Source organism: Aliivibrio salmonicida LFI1238 (assembly GCF_000196495.1).
GTDB lineage: Bacteria > Pseudomonadota > Gammaproteobacteria > Enterobacterales > Vibrionaceae > Aliivibrio > Aliivibrio salmonicida.
The window spans coordinates 1,107,985-1,124,222 of the sequence record NC_011313.1; the positions used below are offsets into that span (position 1 = coordinate 1,107,985).

At 38.2% G+C, this 16,238-nt stretch carries 15 protein-coding genes; 8 read left to right on the top strand and 7 right to left on the bottom strand.

What is annotated here, in order from left to right:
• Nucleotides 1-4 precede the first annotated feature (4 nt).
• A complete protein-coding gene (locus tag VSAL_RS21255; RefSeq protein ID WP_012552243.1) occupies nucleotides 5-1,477 on the top strand; it encodes a peptide MFS transporter in 1,473 nt (490 codons plus the stop codon).
• 72 nt (nucleotides 1,478-1,549) lie between these two features.
• Here the strand turns inward: VSAL_RS21255 and VSAL_RS21260 are convergent, their stop codons facing one another.
• Together VSAL_RS21260 and VSAL_RS21265 are read right to left on the bottom strand one after the other, a co-directional pair.
• Nucleotides 1,550-3,286: an ATP-binding protein gene (locus tag VSAL_RS21260; protein ID WP_012552244.1), complete on the bottom strand. Its 1,737-nt coding sequence runs from the start codon at nucleotides 3,284-3,286 to the stop codon at nucleotides 1,550-1,552.
• A gap of 16 nt (nucleotides 3,287-3,302) precedes the next feature.
• Nucleotides 3,303-3,836, bottom strand: coding sequence for a heme NO-binding domain-containing protein (locus VSAL_RS21265; protein WP_012552245.1), 534 nt, complete (start codon nucleotides 3,834-3,836; stop codon nucleotides 3,303-3,305).
• 206 nt (nucleotides 3,837-4,042) lie between these two features.
• Here VSAL_RS21265 and VSAL_RS21270 point away from each other — a divergent pair, with 206 nt between their 5' ends.
• The 5 genes from VSAL_RS21270 (at nucleotide 4,043) to VSAL_RS21290 (ending at nucleotide 7,967) form a co-directional block, all read left to right on the top strand.
• On the top strand, nucleotides 4,043-4,579 hold the full coding sequence (locus VSAL_RS21270; RefSeq protein WP_012552246.1) for a DUF924 family protein: 537 nt from the start codon (nucleotides 4,043-4,045) through the stop codon (nucleotides 4,577-4,579).
• Between the two features lie 122 nt (nucleotides 4,580-4,701).
• Entirely contained in the window at nucleotides 4,702-5,694 is a 993-nt protein-coding gene (locus VSAL_RS21275) for a tetratricopeptide repeat protein (RefSeq protein WP_049940472.1), read from the top strand.
• 55 nt (nucleotides 5,695-5,749) lie between these two features.
• Nucleotides 5,750-6,064 carry an IS66 family insertion sequence element accessory protein TnpA gene (gene tnpA / locus VSAL_RS21280; RefSeq protein WP_012548925.1) on the top strand — a complete coding sequence of 105 codons (315 nt, stop codon included), beginning with the start codon at nucleotides 5,750-5,752 and terminating at the stop codon, nucleotides 6,062-6,064.
• Nucleotides 6,061-6,408, top strand: a complete 348-nt coding sequence (gene tnpB / locus VSAL_RS21285) for an IS66 family insertion sequence element accessory protein TnpB (RefSeq protein ID WP_012548924.1) — start codon at nucleotides 6,061-6,063, stop codon at nucleotides 6,406-6,408. The genes tnpA and tnpB overlap by 4 nt, the downstream gene beginning before the upstream one ends.
• Nucleotides 6,409-6,479: 71 nt before the next feature.
• On the top strand, nucleotides 6,480-7,967 hold the full coding sequence (locus VSAL_RS21290; RefSeq protein ID WP_012549008.1) for an IS66-like element ISVsa2 family transposase: 1,488 nt from the start codon (nucleotides 6,480-6,482) through the stop codon (nucleotides 7,965-7,967).
• Nucleotides 7,968-8,175: 208 nt separating this feature from the next.
• Here the strand turns inward: VSAL_RS21290 and VSAL_RS21295 are convergent, their stop codons facing one another.
• The 3 genes from VSAL_RS21295 to yddG all read right to left on the bottom strand — a co-directional run bounded on the left by VSAL_RS21295 (nucleotide 8,176) and on the right by yddG (nucleotide 10,995).
• A complete protein-coding gene (locus VSAL_RS21295) occupies nucleotides 8,176-8,790 on the bottom strand; it encodes a lipase family alpha/beta hydrolase (protein WP_012552247.1) in 615 nt (204 codons plus the stop codon).
• Nucleotides 8,791-8,894: 104 nt separating this feature from the next.
• On the bottom strand, nucleotides 8,895-9,956 hold the full coding sequence (locus VSAL_RS21300) for an AI-2E family transporter (RefSeq protein WP_044583611.1): 1,062 nt from the start codon (nucleotides 9,954-9,956) through the stop codon (nucleotides 8,895-8,897).
• Between the two features lie 148 nt (nucleotides 9,957-10,104).
• Nucleotides 10,105-10,995 (bottom strand): aromatic amino acid DMT transporter YddG, encoded by an 891-nt coding sequence (gene yddG / locus VSAL_RS21305; RefSeq protein WP_044583612.1) that lies wholly within the window; start codon nucleotides 10,993-10,995, stop codon nucleotides 10,105-10,107.
• 267 nt (nucleotides 10,996-11,262) lie between these two features.
• Here yddG and VSAL_RS21310 point away from each other — a divergent pair, with 267 nt between their 5' ends.
• Complete coding sequence (locus tag VSAL_RS21310; protein WP_012552250.1) at nucleotides 11,263-13,149, top strand: methyl-accepting chemotaxis protein; 1,887 nt, start codon at nucleotides 11,263-11,265, stop codon at nucleotides 13,147-13,149.
• 29 nt (nucleotides 13,150-13,178) lie between these two features.
• Here the strand turns inward: VSAL_RS21310 and VSAL_RS23700 are convergent, their stop codons facing one another.
• Nucleotides 13,179-13,349, bottom strand: coding sequence for a hypothetical protein (locus tag VSAL_RS23700; protein ID WP_012552251.1), 171 nt, complete (start codon nucleotides 13,347-13,349; stop codon nucleotides 13,179-13,181).
• Between the two features lie 523 nt (nucleotides 13,350-13,872).
• Nucleotides 13,873-15,195 carry a 6-phospho-beta-glucosidase gene (locus VSAL_RS21315; protein ID WP_012552252.1) on the bottom strand — a complete coding sequence of 441 codons (1,323 nt, stop codon included), beginning with the start codon at nucleotides 15,193-15,195 and terminating at the stop codon, nucleotides 13,873-13,875.
• A gap of 121 nt (nucleotides 15,196-15,316) precedes the next feature.
• Between VSAL_RS21315 and VSAL_RS21320 the strand changes: the two genes are divergently transcribed.
• Nucleotides 15,317-16,234, top strand: coding sequence for a LysR substrate-binding domain-containing protein (locus tag VSAL_RS21320; RefSeq protein ID WP_012552253.1), 918 nt, complete (start codon nucleotides 15,317-15,319; stop codon nucleotides 16,232-16,234).
• Nucleotides 16,235-16,238: the final 4 nt, after the last annotated feature.

Below are 16,238 nucleotides of genomic sequence, written 5' to 3' on the forward strand. Positions count from 1 at the left end.
ACTTATGTGGAATAAACTAAATAAATCCATGATGTTTTGCCAAATGATGTTTGGCTTATCATTTTATGGCGTAATGGTCATTTTAACGCGCTTCTTTCTTGAAGAGTTAAATTACAGTGAAGCCGATACCATGATGGTTGTGGGCGCGTTTTCTTCTATCGGTCCATTGTTTGCTATTGCTGGTGGCTTTATTGCTGATAAATTTTTAGGGGCTTACCGTTCATTAACGATCAGTTACCTTGGCTTTTCTGTTGGCTACCTTTTGCTTGTTCTTGGATCGTACACTACGAATGTACCAATGGCATTATGCGGCATCGCGCTTGCCAGCTACGCTCGTGGACTCATGTCACCATCATATCCTAGTCTTTACCGACGTACTTTTGATACTCAAGAGCACTTTGAAAACTGTTACCCAGTAAACTATTCAGTAAACAACGTTGGCGCACTATTAGGGCAATATCTATTCCCAATGTTTGTTTTAGTTCTTGGGTTCCATGGAAGCTTCTTGTTATCTGCAATTTTGGCTTTCTTTGCCCTAGCAACCTTAGTGATTTTCCGTAAATCATTATTAACCGTTGGCGCTGAGATTGATCAAAAACCAGTAAGCACAAAAAACTGGATTGCCTTTCTAGTCACTTCGACAGCAATGATTGCCTTGGTTTTCTTCATGTTCTCAAACATGGATATTGGCCAGAATATCGTTTATGCCATTGGTTTAGCGGCCATTGGTTATTTCATTGCATTAATGATGAAATCTGAAAAATCAGACGCATTAAAAATGGGCACAATTTTGATCATGACCGTATTAACAACGGCTTTCTTTGTGTACTACGGTCAAATGATGACATCAATGACCATGGTAACGATCAATGCCATGCGTGGTGACCTATTCAACTTAATCCCAATTGCACCAGAAGCGTCAATGGCAATGAATCCACTGTGGTGTATTGTTGCCGGCCCTGTGATTGCAATGCTTTTTTCTTCACTTGAGAAACGTAACATTCATTTTTCAACCGCAACCAAGATTGGTTTTGCCTTTATTCTCACCGCCATTGCGTTTGGTATTTTAACCATGGCAGTAATGGGCGTGGGTGAAGATGCGATTATCCGTCCAGAAATTTTCTTAGTCATTCACTTCTTCCAAGCGTTTGCAGAAGTTATCGTGGGTAGCTTAGTAGTTGCGTTTATCTTATCTGTTGCGCCAAAACACATTGAAAACTTCTCAGTAAGTTTGTTTTCAGTAGCGATTGCGCTAAGTGGTATTGTTGGTGCGGTATTCTCAACGTCTATCGCTCAAGAAAAAGGGCAAGTGATCACTCAAGAGTTTATCCAAACTGTCTACGGTAATTACTTCCAACTACTGACAATTCTTGCGGTTGTTATGGTCGCCGTTGCCTTTATTGCTTCATTCATCATTCGTAAAATGCTTGAAAGCAGCAAACAAGCAGAAGCGGCATTATCAGAATCTAATGCGTAGCCATTAAAACAAAACAAAGCCCTATCGTCATCACGGCGATAGGGCTTTTTTATTCTAATAAACAGTCAAAAATTAAGACGAGACAAGTCGAACACTCCAAACTTTTAACATCTTTTCTAGCTCTTTTGCTTTATAGGGCTTATGCAAAATATCGTCCATTCCGGCCTCTATACAACTTGCCATTTCAGTTGACGTTGTTCCTGCTGTCAGAGCAATAATTGGCTTTGTGTAGCCTTGTTCGCGTAATCGTCTTGTCGTTTCAAACCCGTCCATCACTGGCATTCGACAATCCATTAAAATTACATCAACCACTTCACTCTCTAAAAAAGCTAAGGCTTGTTGCCCATCGTTCGCAAAGTAAGGATGTATATCTAGCTTAGTCAGCATCATACTTAAGATCACTTGATTCATCTTAATGTCTTCAACCGCAAGTACCGACAAGCCTCCAATAGAATGGCTGATATCAAACGTTTCCTGCTCTTTGACTTTCGTTTCATACGTAGGAATTAATGGGATCTCAACAGAAAAAACTGAGCCTTTCCCTAATTCACTTTCAAGCGTTAATGTCCCTTCCATCTTATCAATTAAGGATTTACAAATAGACAATCCAAGTCCTGTTCCTTCAAACTGTCGTTGACTGGAATTATCGACTTGAGTAAAGGGATCAAATAACGTGGATTGTTTATCTAATGGAATACCGCAACCACTGTCAGACACTGTAAAACATAAGACATTATCTTTCCAAGAAGCTGAAAATCGGATCTCGCCTTCTTTTGTAAACTTAATTGCGTTCCCAATAAGGTTTACCAATATTTGTTGGATACGGTCAATGTCTCCAGATAATCCATCCGGTAAAGTATTCTCTATACCAACCACAAACTCTAATCTTGTTTCTTCAATTTGATGTAAAAACATTTGTTCAATCGTCTGAATCAATATTTGGGGTGAAAACTGGGTAATGCTTAATTGAAGCATACCTGCATTCATTTTACTGAAGTCGAGTAAATCATTAATGATCACTCTAAGCATTTCACCCGCTTGATGAATCGTCATTAAAAGTGTTTGTTGATACTGAGTAATATTCGTGTCTTCCATCAACTCAGCCGAACCTAGCAGACCATTAAGCGGAGTTCTTAACTCATGATTTATCATCGCAACAAAATCACGGGTCGCTTGCTCTGAGTTCTCTGCTCTCTGCTTTTCTTTTATTGTGTTTTCAAGTAACTGCTGACGCACAAAAGCGGCACTTAACATCTCTGAAAATAAACAAAACTGCTTTTCAATAGTTTGATGCCACGTTTCGCTTGGCGGAGTGTTAAACGTAAATTGCAACGCCCCACAACGTTCATCATTTTGGTGTAAATAAACTAATATATGAACCGTATCTTCACTCCAATTAAACTCGGAAGTTGAGTGTGGAAGATCGTGATACTCACCTACCTCTCCGGCATTTAAAATGGATTGAACATTGTCACTTAACGTTGGTGCGACCGTTAATCGCAAAGAAGCAATCCCCTCAATGCTAACTAAATCATCCAATAAACGTTGCAGTAACGTGCTCGATGGCGCTTCTTGTAAAAACGCTTGATTGTAATCAAGAAGAATCGCATCGAGGTATCCTTTGAATTGAAGCAAAGCCACGTCTTTTTCTGCCTTTTCTTGTACAATTAACAGCGTTTCTTCAACTAACTGTTTCGCAATAAAAAGCTCATGACTCTTTTGTTCAAGCAAGCCTTCCGCAGCCTTACGAGAAGCTTTTTCTCGTTGGATTTTCCGATTTAATAATTCAATCATTTTATCGTTATCCATAATTACCTCTTAAACATTACTGCTTTTTTAAGGTAAAACGAACTTGAGATCCGTCTTCTTGAATTGGTACCATTTGTATATCAATTTTTTCATTGAAAAAATCTGCACACCCTTGAATTAAACCAAAACAAACATGAGAGAAGCAGCGAGCAGAAATGTAGTCCATCACCATTTCAGATTCAGTACTAGAGATAAAGGTAAATTGAGGGGGGTTTGCATCAGAGTAAAGTTTCTTAACTTCTATATGAATGTAATTTTCTACTTGTTTAATAAATTCAAACGTCGATGACGATTTGCCTTTTAAACCCGGCATACTGTCGAACAAGGTTAAGAATACCGACTTACCATACACTTCTTGTAAATCTTCAATGCTAATGCCCGTCAATTTACTCAATGAAATAATCAATTTAACTAAGTCTTTATGATCATACGTTCCAACCGAAGTGTAAGCCCCTTCATCATTATTTTGATCCAGCATTTCTTGGCAGATTTCTAAACCAAACGTGTCTTCTACTAACTCTAAAAATTCTGAAAATATAATTCCCTTCATGCCACATCCTTTTTATTGCCTTGATACTATTTTATTTTCTTATTCTAAGCTTAGATAAAAATAGAGTAAGAAGGTAATTATAAGGATGTATTTATTCTGTTTTTTTCATTTACTAGACATAAAACCAGTTATACATAATGAAAATGAAAGACAGTAATATTCCAAGTTATACTTTACACACACACCCAACAGGCAAAGAAGGTATTATGTATCAAGAAATCATTACATTTTGGTTTGAAGAACTGGAACCTAAAGATTGGTTTGTCGGTAACGAACAACTCGATAAACAAATACAGCAGCGCTTTTTACCATTACTAAAAAAAGCCTCTCACTCCGAACTGTTCTCTTGGCGAGCAGCCCCTTTAGGACGTCTCGCTGAAATTATCGTTCTTGACCAATTCTCTCGTAATATTTATCGCAACACGCCCCAAGCTTTCTCTCAAGATCCGCTTGCTTTAGCTCTTGCACAAGAAGCGATTTCGATTGGCGCAGACAAGATGTTATCAGAAGAACAACGCAGCTTTCTTTATATGCCTTACATGCACAGTGAATCAAAAGTCATTCATGATGAAGCCGTCATTCTTTTTAAATCACTACATCGAGAAGGCAATTATGAGTTTGAGTTAAAACACAAAAAAATCATTGATCGCTTTGGTCGTTACCCTCACCGAAACACAATATTAAGTAGAAAAAGTACCGCAGAAGAAATTGAGTTTCTTTCAGAACCTGGCTCCAGCTTTTAATTGCTTAAACACTCACCAATCAATCTCTACATCGTGTTAATCCTGTTCTATTGACCCATTATTACTTGCTGTAGAACACTGAGTACCGTAAAGTAATGACTCAATAGCAACGGGGCCACAATATGTGTGATCATGTTTATTCTCAAATCATGGGAATAGTCACCAGAATACAGCATTATCCTGGTGTCAGCGGCTTAGAAAAAGCCAAACAAAAAATTAAGCTTATTTGCTTAGATCTCGCTTCACCGTGCCCGCCCAGTATTACCTCTTTCTTAGAGGCATATACATATGATAGACATGATGAGATAGACAAAGCGATTTACGCTTACATTGAGTGTTTGGCCGAATTAACTGACGATGAAATATTACTTAGAGTTTACGTTAATGCCATGTTAGCCTCTCTTTATATTGATTCGGAACAATACGCATCTGCGTACGATCTCTATAAAGAAGTAGTTGAAAATATACACCTACTTGACGATAACATTCGCTCATTGGTGTATTGCAATATCAGCGACATGTACCTTTGTTTAGAGCAATACACACAAGCCGTCAATTATGCGAAACAGGGTATTTTAGCGTCTAAAAATGCGAATCATCAGCTCAATTTGGCTATTTGTCTACTTAATCTCGGTTATGCTTATGGGCATTTACAACATTTTGATGATGCTATTGGCTTTATTCATCAAGCAAAAAAAATTGCCAAAATACAAAAAAACAAACGTATTTTAGCATTGTCTTATGGCTACTTAGCCCAAATGATGGCAAAACAAAAACACGCAGATCAAGATAAAACCATGAGTTATTTTGAGCAATCTGAGCTAATTTTCATCCATATTCACGACAAACATAATCGCTTAGAAAATAATATTTTCTTTGCTAAATACCTTGAAAGTATCAATCAAAACGAAAAAGCATTGGCGTTATGTCACAAGATACAATCACAAGTAAACTCAAATCATAACTATGGATTTTATAGTGTTTTTGCTGATACCTTAGAAAAGTTACATCAAAAATCACATCAATGGGATGCTTTAATTGCCACTCAACAACAGCATGTTTACGCTGCAGAAAAAGCATTAAACCAATGTAAGCGTGCGGGGAACTACACCTAACAAATAAAATTCATTATGCGTATCTTACGATCTTTCATTTAACGAGAACGTAATTATGCAAAAAGATAAAAAGAGAACACCAGAGCAATGGCACGCTCTATTTGAATCTCAGCAATCTAGCAAGCTTAGTGCCGCTGAATTTTGTCGTAACCATAATATTCTGCCAAAGACATTTAGTGCACGTAAAGCACGATGGAAACAAAAGATTAACGCTTCTACTTTCTTGAAAGTAGAAGCGTTAACATCAACTATCATCGCCACTCCACAATTACCAGATATTCAACTTTCTATCGGAAAATTGCGATTAACATTGCCAGCTAATACTGAACCTCACTGGATAGGACTCTTATTAAAAGGGTATCAATCATGAATGTATTTACTGATGTTTCCACCATTTATCTTCATCGTGATTTTGTCGATTTTCGCAAGGCCATTAATGGCCTTGTCGTGATTGTTGAGCAAGAAATGCAACTATCACCGTTTAGTGATGCTCTATTTATATTTTGCAATAAGCCTCGTGATAAACTCAAAATATTGTATTGGGATAAAACAGGATTCGCTTTATGGTACAAGCGATTAGATGAAGACCGCTTCAAATGGCCACGAAATATAAATAACGATACGTTAGCATTATCAGAGCAGCAACTGACACTGCTATTACAAGGTTTTGATATCTTAGGACATCAACCGGTACATTATCAAACAACCCTTTAAATAGTTGATTCTCAGTCAAGAATAGGAGGCAACCGATTGATTACCTGTATTATCGTTATATAGTCATCTACATGACTGATAAAATAAAACCACTTCCTGATACCATTGACGAGCTGAAAGCACTTGTGCTTCAGCTTGAAAATAAATATAACCGTCTTCTAGAGCAATTTCGGCTGGCTCAACATCAGCGCTTTGGTAAAAGCAGTGAATCTGACTCGACTCAATTTGATTTATTCAATGAAACAGAAGAAGAAATCATCATTGAAAATGATGACACACAAACGATTACCTACACTCGTCAAAAGCCAAAACGCCAACGCTTACCTGAAGACTTACCGCGTACTGTTATTATCCACGACATAAAAGATAAAACTTGTAAGTGTTGCGGTCTAGAGATGCATGCGATGGGTAAAGACATCAGTGAAAAGTTGGAATTTGTACCAGCTAAAGTGGAAGTTATTCAACATGTTCGTCCTAAATATGCTTGCCGAAATTGTGAAAAAAACAATACTTCAGTAGACATTAAACAAGCCCCAATGCCAGCGTCACCAATCCCTAAAGGGATTGCGACCGCAAGTTTACTTGCTCAAATTATTACGGCTAAATTTCAATACAGTCTTCCACTTTATCGTCAAGAAACGTTATTTCAGCAATGGGGTATCATTATTGGACGGCGAACGATGGCGGATTGGTTAATAAAATGCTCGGTACTATTTACCCCTCTTAATAACGAGTTACATCGTATTTTGCTTGAACAACCCACTCTGCATTGTGATGAAACAACGGTAAATGTGTTGGATGTTGAAAAAGCAAAATGTTATATGTGGGTCTACTGCTCTGGCTATGATTCTCCAGGCTCTGGTGTTTTGCCTGGAATTGTACTTTATGATTATCAATCTAGCAGGCATGGCTACCATCCAGTTAACTTTTTAAAAGGTTATAACGGGTATTTACATACCGATGGTTACCAAGGTTATGAACAAACTGAAGCGATTTTAGTTGGCTGTTGGGCACACGCACGTCGACGATTTATTGAGGCTCAACGTGTTCAAGTAAAAGGGAAAACAGGGAGTGCAGATTGGGTATTGAGTAAAATCCAAAAGCTATACCGGATCGAATCGTTATTAAAAGAGGCTTCCCCTGAAGCCAAGTATGTTGCTAGGCAGACAGAAGCCCGCGATTTACTTAAAGAGCTCCGTGATTGGCTTGATAGCGCAGTTAGTCGAGTATCACCTAAAACAAAATTAGGTGAGGCGATTAGCTATACATTAAATCAATGGGATAAATTAGTTCGTTATATTGATGATGGATTGTTATCTATTGATAACAATCGAGCAGAGCGAGCGGTTAAACCGTTTGTTATCGGCCGGAAAAACTGGTTATTTTCGGGTTCAACGGCTGGTGCAGATTCAAGTGCAATGCTTTACAGCATTGTAGAAACAGCAAAGGCAAACGGATTAATCCCTTACGATTATATTAGGTATTGTCTAGATCGTTTATGTGTTGGATCGCCAGATATCGATTCACTTTTACCTTGGAATGTAAAAGACAAGGTGTAGTTCCCCGCACGCTTACATTTAAGCCAGTTATTTTGACTATTAAATAATTGTTTCAGGGGTTTATATGCGTGCATGGCGATAGGATAAACGATTTATTGGCAACAATGGAAGAGGTTGAGTCCTTTTGATTTGCGCCGTAGGCGCCTATTGTTCTATTTGTTAGGTGTAGTTCCCCGCACGCTTACTTTCGATCAATGACGTTCAACTATCATCTTTCAAACTCATGATTCGCAATAAAGTAATCTACTTGGTTCACTGTAGCTGTCGCATAAATCAAACTCGTGTGAGAATATTTTAAGCACAGATGATCGCGCAAATCTGGCAATAATGTTTCTTCGACAGTCACCGTTCCATCTGAAGGCTGTTTATCTCTCATTATCGGAGTACGAATTCCAATCGGCATCGTTCCAGCAATAGAACCAATCGGGCAATCCGTCGTTAATTTGGTGACATTGACTAAACCTTGCTCTTTTGCATTACCTAAAATAAATCCTAATTTTTTATTTTGAATTTTTTTCGCAATAGACGCGCCCTTAAGAGGTGATCCTATCGTGACAATACAATCAATCGGCGTATTCAAATCCTGATGCAAGTTTACAAAATTAATGGCTAAGATCCCGCCCAAGCTATGTCCGACCAATACATTCTTTTTAGATAACGATAAGCAACGATGAATGCGTTTAAACAATAGCGTTTCATTAATTCGCAATGAGTTATAACTAATAATTTGTACGGTATGACCTTTCTTTTTTAACCGAGAGGCCATTGGTTTCATAACTACGCCATGCATGTACAGACCATGCAATATGACTATGTTCGCCATTCTTTCCTCCCTTTTCATCCATCACGCTTTCAGCGTTTTTGCATCAAACTAATACACAAACGTATTTATCAAAAGTACACCAATACGATGTATTTACAGAGCGATTATGCTTTGTTTTCTTTATCTTCATTCTCTAACCACACCATAAATAATCGATACGTTAAACTGAGAACCACCGCTCCAACAAATAATCCCACAATGCCTGACATTGCCATCCCACCTAATGCGCCAAGTAAAATAACGATCATTGGGATATCAGAACCTCTGCTTAATAAAATTGGTTTTAATATCGCATCACTGCTGCCGATTAATAGACACCAAATTAAAAAGATCACCGCAGTTGTGGTTGTATCGACGCTGAATACATAAAAAATCACAGGTAAAAGCGCCAAAATAGGAGGCAATTGAATAATCGCGACCAACAGAACTAATAAAACCCAAAGACCAAGAGCAGGCACACCGACTAAGGCCATCCCTAATCCCGCCATTATTGCTTGAATAACCGCAACACCAATAACCCCTTGGACGACACTTCTTACCGTTGTTCTCGATAATGCCGTCAATGCTTTACCATGTTCGCCAGTTAAACGGTCAGTCACAAGAATAAATGCTCGCTCACACTTAGCGGCATTCGCCATGAAAACACCCGAGATAATCGTTGATACGATGAACTGAATAAACCCAAAACCAAGAGAACCCGCCAAAGACGCCGCTTTACCAGCCACCACTTTAATTTCGCTGCTGTATTTAAATAAGAGACTCTCAAGATTTGAAGAAGCCTGTAACATAAAAGCATACGCTTTATGCCCAATTAAAGGCCATTCCTGCATCGCGACATTCGGTTTAGGGATCGCAATTGAGCCATCTTGATAACCTAAAAACAGCTCTGACCCACTCGTATAAATCCCTGTAGATACAGCGATTAAAGGAATAAACAATACGCCAATAATGGTTAAGCCAATGCTAACTTTACTTTCACTCACTGATGTTCTTTTACTAATAAAAGCGACAATAGGATACAGCGCCGTCGCAATAATACCCCCCCACACAACAAGTAAGAGAAACGGTTTTAGAATAGAGAAACACCATAAAACCAAAACAGAAAGTGCACTTATTTTGATAAAGGCATCAATTGCTTGATTCGAGAAATTATTGCTGAGTTTCATAAACATTCCTTGTCACATTAAAAAGTAAGTTATTAATTTTCATATATATACTACAACATTGAAATTTTAAATTTACGATAACCACATTTACGTTATGAATATCACTATAGTTCAAATCAATACTCTTATTTATCGGTAAGTTACCGTTTTATTTACTTTTCTCTCGAGTAAACCACCAACACAATAATGAGGCGATGGTCACCATTGTAACGCCTTGCCAGAATTGAACTGTTAATTCTATGTCTAAAATCCACGCAGAGAAGAACGTAGATAATACAGGAGTGAAATAAGAGAACGTTGCAAGTAGTACCATATTCCCACCAATGATCCCGATATTCCACAGTGCATAACCACTTCCCATAACAATTCCGGCTAATAACAAATCAATCATTACACCACCAGTAAAAACAAGGCTTCCTTCATCGCTGAACAGGTATTTAATCCAAAGAGAGAGTGCGGTTGCAATAAAAAACCACGTAATGGCATTCTTTCCATTCGCTAATTTTTTAGTGACATTACAATATGCAGCCCAAATAAATGCACCGACAAAAGCCAAGGTATAGCTCACAGGGTTTGTTGCCGCATTTGCCAATAACTGGGAAATTGAAAGCCCACCATCGCCACTTAATGTCCATGCCACACCAAAAAATGACAATGCGATAGCGGGATATAATATTTTATTCACGGGCTTTCGACTGGTGACAACTGCAAATAATACGGTTAGCGAGGGCCACAAATAGTTGATGATACTCATTTCAACAGCTTGGGTTCTACTGTGTGCCATGCCTAAAGCCAATGATAAACACATTTCATAACTAACAAACATCCCTCCACCAATTAAGAGATATTTAGGAGAAAATAGCGTTAATCGAGGAGCACCAATAACAAGCACTAAAAAAATAGAACTGACGCTATATATCATGGCTGCGCCACCAATGGGACCAAGCTGTTCAGTCACATTACGGATCAACCCAACAATCAAACTCCATAATAAAATAGCGGAGCAACCCGCTATCGTATATTTATATGATGTATTCACTCATTTTCCCTAATCGTAAAAATATTAAAAGCGACGAGCGCACTTTATCATCTTTAATAAACAATATATTGAATACGTAAGAAAAAACGGCACGAACCATGCTTAACAAATCTATGTACCCGATAATTATCGTCATTTCTATTAATAGGCTCAATGTAATAGCAATGGCATTACTTATTTCAACATTGAAAAATACGACGACAAAGTTAAATAAACACTATTCAAAAAATTATTATTAATTAAACCATTATAAGATGAAAAATTATTATGCTTAAAAATTTATCCCTTAAAAATAAGCTCGCGATTTCCGCTGGTGCCGCAATTATACTCGGGGGAGTATTAGTTGAAGCTCTATCATTTAACGCCTCATTAGATCGACTAGATAATGAAGTAGAGCAACGATTAGAAAGCACAACGGCTTCATACAACCAATATGTAACTGATTGGATCCTATCAAAAGAGCGCGCACTGACCTCTTTGCCTAAAGAAGCCAACAAAGACGCCATTGTTGTTCACTTAAAACAAGTTCGTGATTCAGCGAAATTTGATAACGTGTTCCTCGCTTACCCTGATGGCTCCCAAGCGAATGCCAACGGCGTGATCCTGCCTCCTGGTAATGATGATCCTAGACAATGGGGTTGGTACACAAATGCCGTTGCTGCACCATCAAAGGTATTCATGGACAACCCAACGGTTGCCGCAGCAACAGGAGCAAATGTCGTCTCTTTAGGGAAAGCATTAAACCTACATGGCCAGCAAGTGGTTGTTGGTACTGATGTTGAAATCACCGATATATTAAATAGCATGGAAAAAGTAATCATTCCAGGCGAAGGATTTATGTTTATTGCTAATAATAAAGGCAATATTTTCACCCACCCCAATACCGCATTATTGAATAAGCCCGTGTCTGCATTGGGCCTCGATTTCTCAACGATTCAGCAAGCAACAAATAGTAATTCTGATATCACAATCGAGCTCGATGGTGAAAAATACATTATGTATGCTCAGAAAATAGAGGGAACCAGTCTAATTACAGTCAATGTAATTAATTACGATTCGTTAGTTGCACCTCTATTTGATGCGGTTTCAGGACAAATTATCGTTACTGCCATCGTTGTTATTATCTGTACTTTATTATTTAATTTATTATGTGGCATTCTGTTCCGTCCACTCAACAATGTCTCTCAAGCACTTGCTCAGATTGCCAATGGCAGCGGTGATTTAACCCAACGAATTCATGTAGAGAACAGAGATGAAGTGGGAGAACTGGCGAATAATTTCAATACCTTTGTTGAAAGTTTACAGTTGTTAATTCAACATATCCGCCAACAATCACAACAGTTAACCGATGGTTCAGAGCAAAGTACAACTCGTGCTAATAACTCAGTAAAAGAACTCAACCTTCAACAACAAGAAATCACCATGGTAGCCACTGCCGTAACCGAAATGGCATCTGCGACTCGCGAAATCGCCTCTCATGCAGAGCAAACAGCTCAAGCCGCACAAAACTCATCAAGCAGCACTCAAAAAGGACATTCTTTAGTGGTTGATACTAAAGCATCCATCAACAGTCTTGCGAATGAAGTAAGTGAAGCAAGCAATGTGATCAGTGAACTACAACAACATTCACAAGAAATAAATACGGTACTTGCGACGATTCAAGGTATTGCTGAACAAACGAACTTACTTGCATTAAATGCCGCAATTGAAGCAGCACGAGCAGGAGAGCAAGGCCGCGGTTTTGCCGTAGTAGCTGACGAAGTTCGAGTGTTATCACAACGTACACACACATCAACAGAAGAAATAAAATCGACTATCGACATTTTACAACAAACCACAGCTCGTGCCGTTAATCTAATGAAAAGCAGCTCTGAACTTGCGAATAACTCAGTTGAAGATGCCGATCGTGCCGCACTCGCATTAGAAGACATTAGCGCATCAGTCACGCTAATTAGTGATATGGCGACTCAAATCGCTACCGCTGCGGAAGAACAAACCCATGTAACAGGGGAAATAACACAAAACATCACGTCGATTAAAGACGTCACGGATCAACTGGTTATTGATTCAGAAGACAGTTTAACTCAATCCCATGACCTTAAAGAACAAGCCGTTGATTTAAGCAAGAAAGTGGCAACCTTTAAGCTTTCATAAATACAAGTACTAAAAATAGAAGTGGTGGGTTAACTCACCACTTCTATTGTTTTATGCTGGGGACCTAAATACGTTCCTTCATCAATAAAGTAACGTAATGGTGCTTCGCACTCAGGACACTCAAAGATTTCATTTGGTTCAATCTCCTCATCGTCTACCCACTCCCAGCCAATATGCTCTTCGCAATTTGGGCATTCCATTTTTATACTCCAACAAAATTTTTCAGAATGTAAGCGGGATAAGTCCAAAAGTCATTACCTAACTTTCTTTGACCAGAAAACAACAAAGGACCTCAATAATGAAGTCCTTTAAATTACGATATACATAGCTGTAATTAGTTATTTACATAATGTTACTAATTACGATGCCCTAAAACCAAAAAACTCCTGACAATCAGGAGTTTTGTTTTTTACCATTTTTTAGCCGTATCTTTTGCAGTGTCTTTCCAGTATTGAATTCGCGCACGTTGCAATTGGGCTCTTCTTGTTTTTTTCATAGATACTTCCTTTATCTCTCGCTCGTCTTTGAGCTGCTGTCATAATTCTTAATGACCTACCCAATCTATAGTAGAGCTGATCTGTTTGCGAGGATCAAGATCACGAATATTTAAAAGTACTCCGTGTTTTTACTTCTATTTTATGATCTAGGTAACAGTTTAGAGCCCCTACTCACTAAACTGCCACTTAGGGTTTTATGACAAAGGAAAGAAACAACTATTTGAAATTACTCTACTAAATGACGAAATTGAGGCATGAAATCCATATTCTCTCTCACGGTCTCTTCTAATGCTTTGTCTAAAATAGTTCCCGTATTAACCAATGGATTTAAGATCAGCGCGCGTTTAGCTAAATTTAAATCCCCAGTAATTGCGGCTTCTACGGTTAACGTTTCAAACTCTTTCATTAGTTGGATTAAACGTAATGTATCGGTTGGAAATGGCGCTACATTTAATGGCAATGGACCATACTTCGTAATCATTGCACTCACCTCTACAGTACAATCATCAGGTAAACCTGCAATCGTGCCATTATTGCGAGTATTTACATGCATTATTGTACGCTTGTCGTTATAGATAGAACTCATTAACTCACAAGCCGCTTCTGAATAATATTGACCACCACGTTTTTCTAACTCTTTTGGTTTTTCATTTAGCTCAGGGTTACGATAAATATCAAACAAACGATCTTCCATCTCCTTAACGACTTCACCACGCGTCCCTTCACCATCCGCTTCTTTGATTTCTTGCTGCATAATGTCATCACTCATGTAGTAATAACGTAAGTATGCACATGGGATCATCCCCATATTAGAAAGTAGCTCTTTTGACCATGCAAAAGGAGGGATATTTTTAGGTACTAATTTATCATTACCAGATAAAATTTCGTTAACGATTTGTGGTAGCTTGTCTTGACCTTCATGCAAAATTTGACGAGCCCAAATAAAGTGATTTAACCCTGCAACTTGCATGATAATGTCTTCTTCTTTTGCTTTCAGTATTTCTGCAATCCCTTTTTGCATAATCACGGGAACATTACATAGCCCAACAGTTTTTACATTCGTGTGTTTTAATACCGCTTCCGTCACCATTCCTGAAGGATTAGTAAAATTAAGTAGCCACGCATCAGGGCACAATTCTTCAATGTCTTTACAAATATTAAGCGTTATAGGTATGGTTCGACAAGCATTTGCAAAACCACCAAGACCATTCGTTTCTTGGCCGATCATTCCATATTTTAAAGAAATACGCTCATCACGAATTCGGCCTTCAAGGCAACCGGCTCTAAATTGAGAACAAATAAAATCTGCCCCCTCTAAAGCTTCTCGACGGTTTAAAGTTACTTTCACTGTAATCTCTAAATTTTCACGCTTAATCATGCGGCGAGCCAATCCAGCAATAATGTTTACTTTTTCTTTACCATCTTCAATATCTACCAACCACAATTCACCCAATGGTAATTCATGTTTACGTTTTAATAACCCTTCAATTAACTCTGGCGTATAACTTGAACCACCACCAATAACAGCGATTTTTAAAGATGTTTTCATTATTGCGTCCTCATTACAGATTAGTTGCATTAATTAAACGGGAAGTTGACTCGTTGAACAAACCATATAAGAATATCTATAGATTAGGTAGGCTAATCCATAGGCCAACAGTGAGAACATCATGAATAATAAACAATCACTCTTAACCAACTTGTATACCTTCAATATAGCGGCAAAAAGTTTGAGCTTCACTTTAGCCAGTGAGCAACTTTTTTTAACCCAAGGAGCGGTAAGCCAGAGAATCAAACAACTTGAAGAGCAATTAGGTTTTAATTTATTTATTCGTCTCACTCGTAAATTAGAGCTTACAGAAGAAGGGAAACGTTTGTGGGATGTGCTTGATACATCTCTTGAAGCCATCTTCTCCGAAATAGAAGATATTCAATTTAATGAACTCAGCGGAGAGCTTTATATCGGAGTTGCTCCCACCTTCGCTCAATCATGGTTAATGCCCAGATTGCCTGAGTTTCAAGCTCTATACCCAAACCTTGATTTAAAAATCCGAGTAAAAGCAAGCCCGCTCGATTTTAAACATGAACCGGTCGATCTCGCTATTTATTACAGTAATGGGCTTCATCCAGATTTACATTGTGAAAAGTTATTTGACGAATATTTAACACCAATTTGCACCCCAGAATATGTAAATAAACTACCAAAAGACGTATTCAATATTGATGCCGTTTGTTTAATTCATTGTACTGAATCGTTAGAGTCTATTCGCACTGATTTTGAATGGACATATTGGTTATCTATGACAAATAACCCAACACCAGTTCAATCAAATAACTATGTCTTTAATCATTCTGAAATGGCGATATCCGCCGTTAGAAATGGAATGGGAATTGGTATAGCAAGAACACGCCTAGTCGATACTTACCTTAACAATGGGGAATTAGTGACTCCTTTCGAAGCGATCCCATCCAATTTAAGCTATAACTTAATTTGCCCAAAAGGACAAGAATTACGCCCTAAATATCAAGCATTTACTCGCTGGTTACGAACTAAAATAGACCAACAAGCAAAGTCTTCATCATCTTAATCCA

What these genes read in the sequence shown, in the direction of transcription:
- VSAL_RS21270 (WP_012552246.1), top strand. Translation starts at nt 4,043, where the DNA reads ATGTATCAAGAAATCATTACATTTTGGTTTGAAGAACTGGAACCTAAA.
- VSAL_RS21315 (WP_012552252.1), bottom strand. Translation starts at nt 15,195, where the DNA reads ATGAAAACATCTTTAAAAATCGCTGTTATTGGTGGTGGTTCAAGTTAT.
- VSAL_RS21290 (WP_012549008.1), top strand. Translation starts at nt 6,480, where the DNA reads ATGACTGATAAAATAAAACCACTTCCTGATACCATTGACGAGCTGAAA.
- tnpA (WP_012548925.1), top strand. Translation starts at nt 5,750, where the DNA reads ATGCAAAAAGATAAAAAGAGAACACCAGAGCAATGGCACGCTCTATTT.
- VSAL_RS21275 (WP_049940472.1), top strand. Translation starts at nt 4,702, where the DNA reads ATGTGTGATCATGTTTATTCTCAAATCATGGGAATAGTCACCAGAATA.
- VSAL_RS21260 (WP_012552244.1), bottom strand. Translation starts at nt 3,286, where the DNA reads ATGGATAACGATAAAATGATTGAATTATTAAATCGGAAAATCCAACGA.
- VSAL_RS21255 (WP_012552243.1), top strand. Translation starts at nt 5, where the DNA reads ATGTGGAATAAACTAAATAAATCCATGATGTTTTGCCAAATGATGTTT.
- VSAL_RS21310 (WP_012552250.1), top strand. Translation starts at nt 11,263, where the DNA reads ATGCTTAAAAATTTATCCCTTAAAAATAAGCTCGCGATTTCCGCTGGT.
- VSAL_RS21320 (WP_012552253.1), top strand. Translation starts at nt 15,317, where the DNA reads ATGAATAATAAACAATCACTCTTAACCAACTTGTATACCTTCAATATA.
- VSAL_RS23700 (WP_012552251.1), bottom strand. Translation starts at nt 13,349, where the DNA reads ATGGAATGCCCAAATTGCGAAGAGCATATTGGCTGGGAGTGGGTAGAC.
- VSAL_RS21300 (WP_044583611.1), bottom strand. Translation starts at nt 9,956, where the DNA reads ATGAAACTCAGCAATAATTTCTCGAATCAAGCAATTGATGCCTTTATC.
- tnpB (WP_012548924.1), top strand. Translation starts at nt 6,061, where the DNA reads ATGAATGTATTTACTGATGTTTCCACCATTTATCTTCATCGTGATTTT.
- VSAL_RS21295 (WP_012552247.1), bottom strand. Translation starts at nt 8,790, where the DNA reads ATGGCGAACATAGTCATATTGCATGGTCTGTACATGCATGGCGTAGTT.
- VSAL_RS21265 (WP_012552245.1), bottom strand. Translation starts at nt 3,836, where the DNA reads ATGAAGGGAATTATATTTTCAGAATTTTTAGAGTTAGTAGAAGACACG.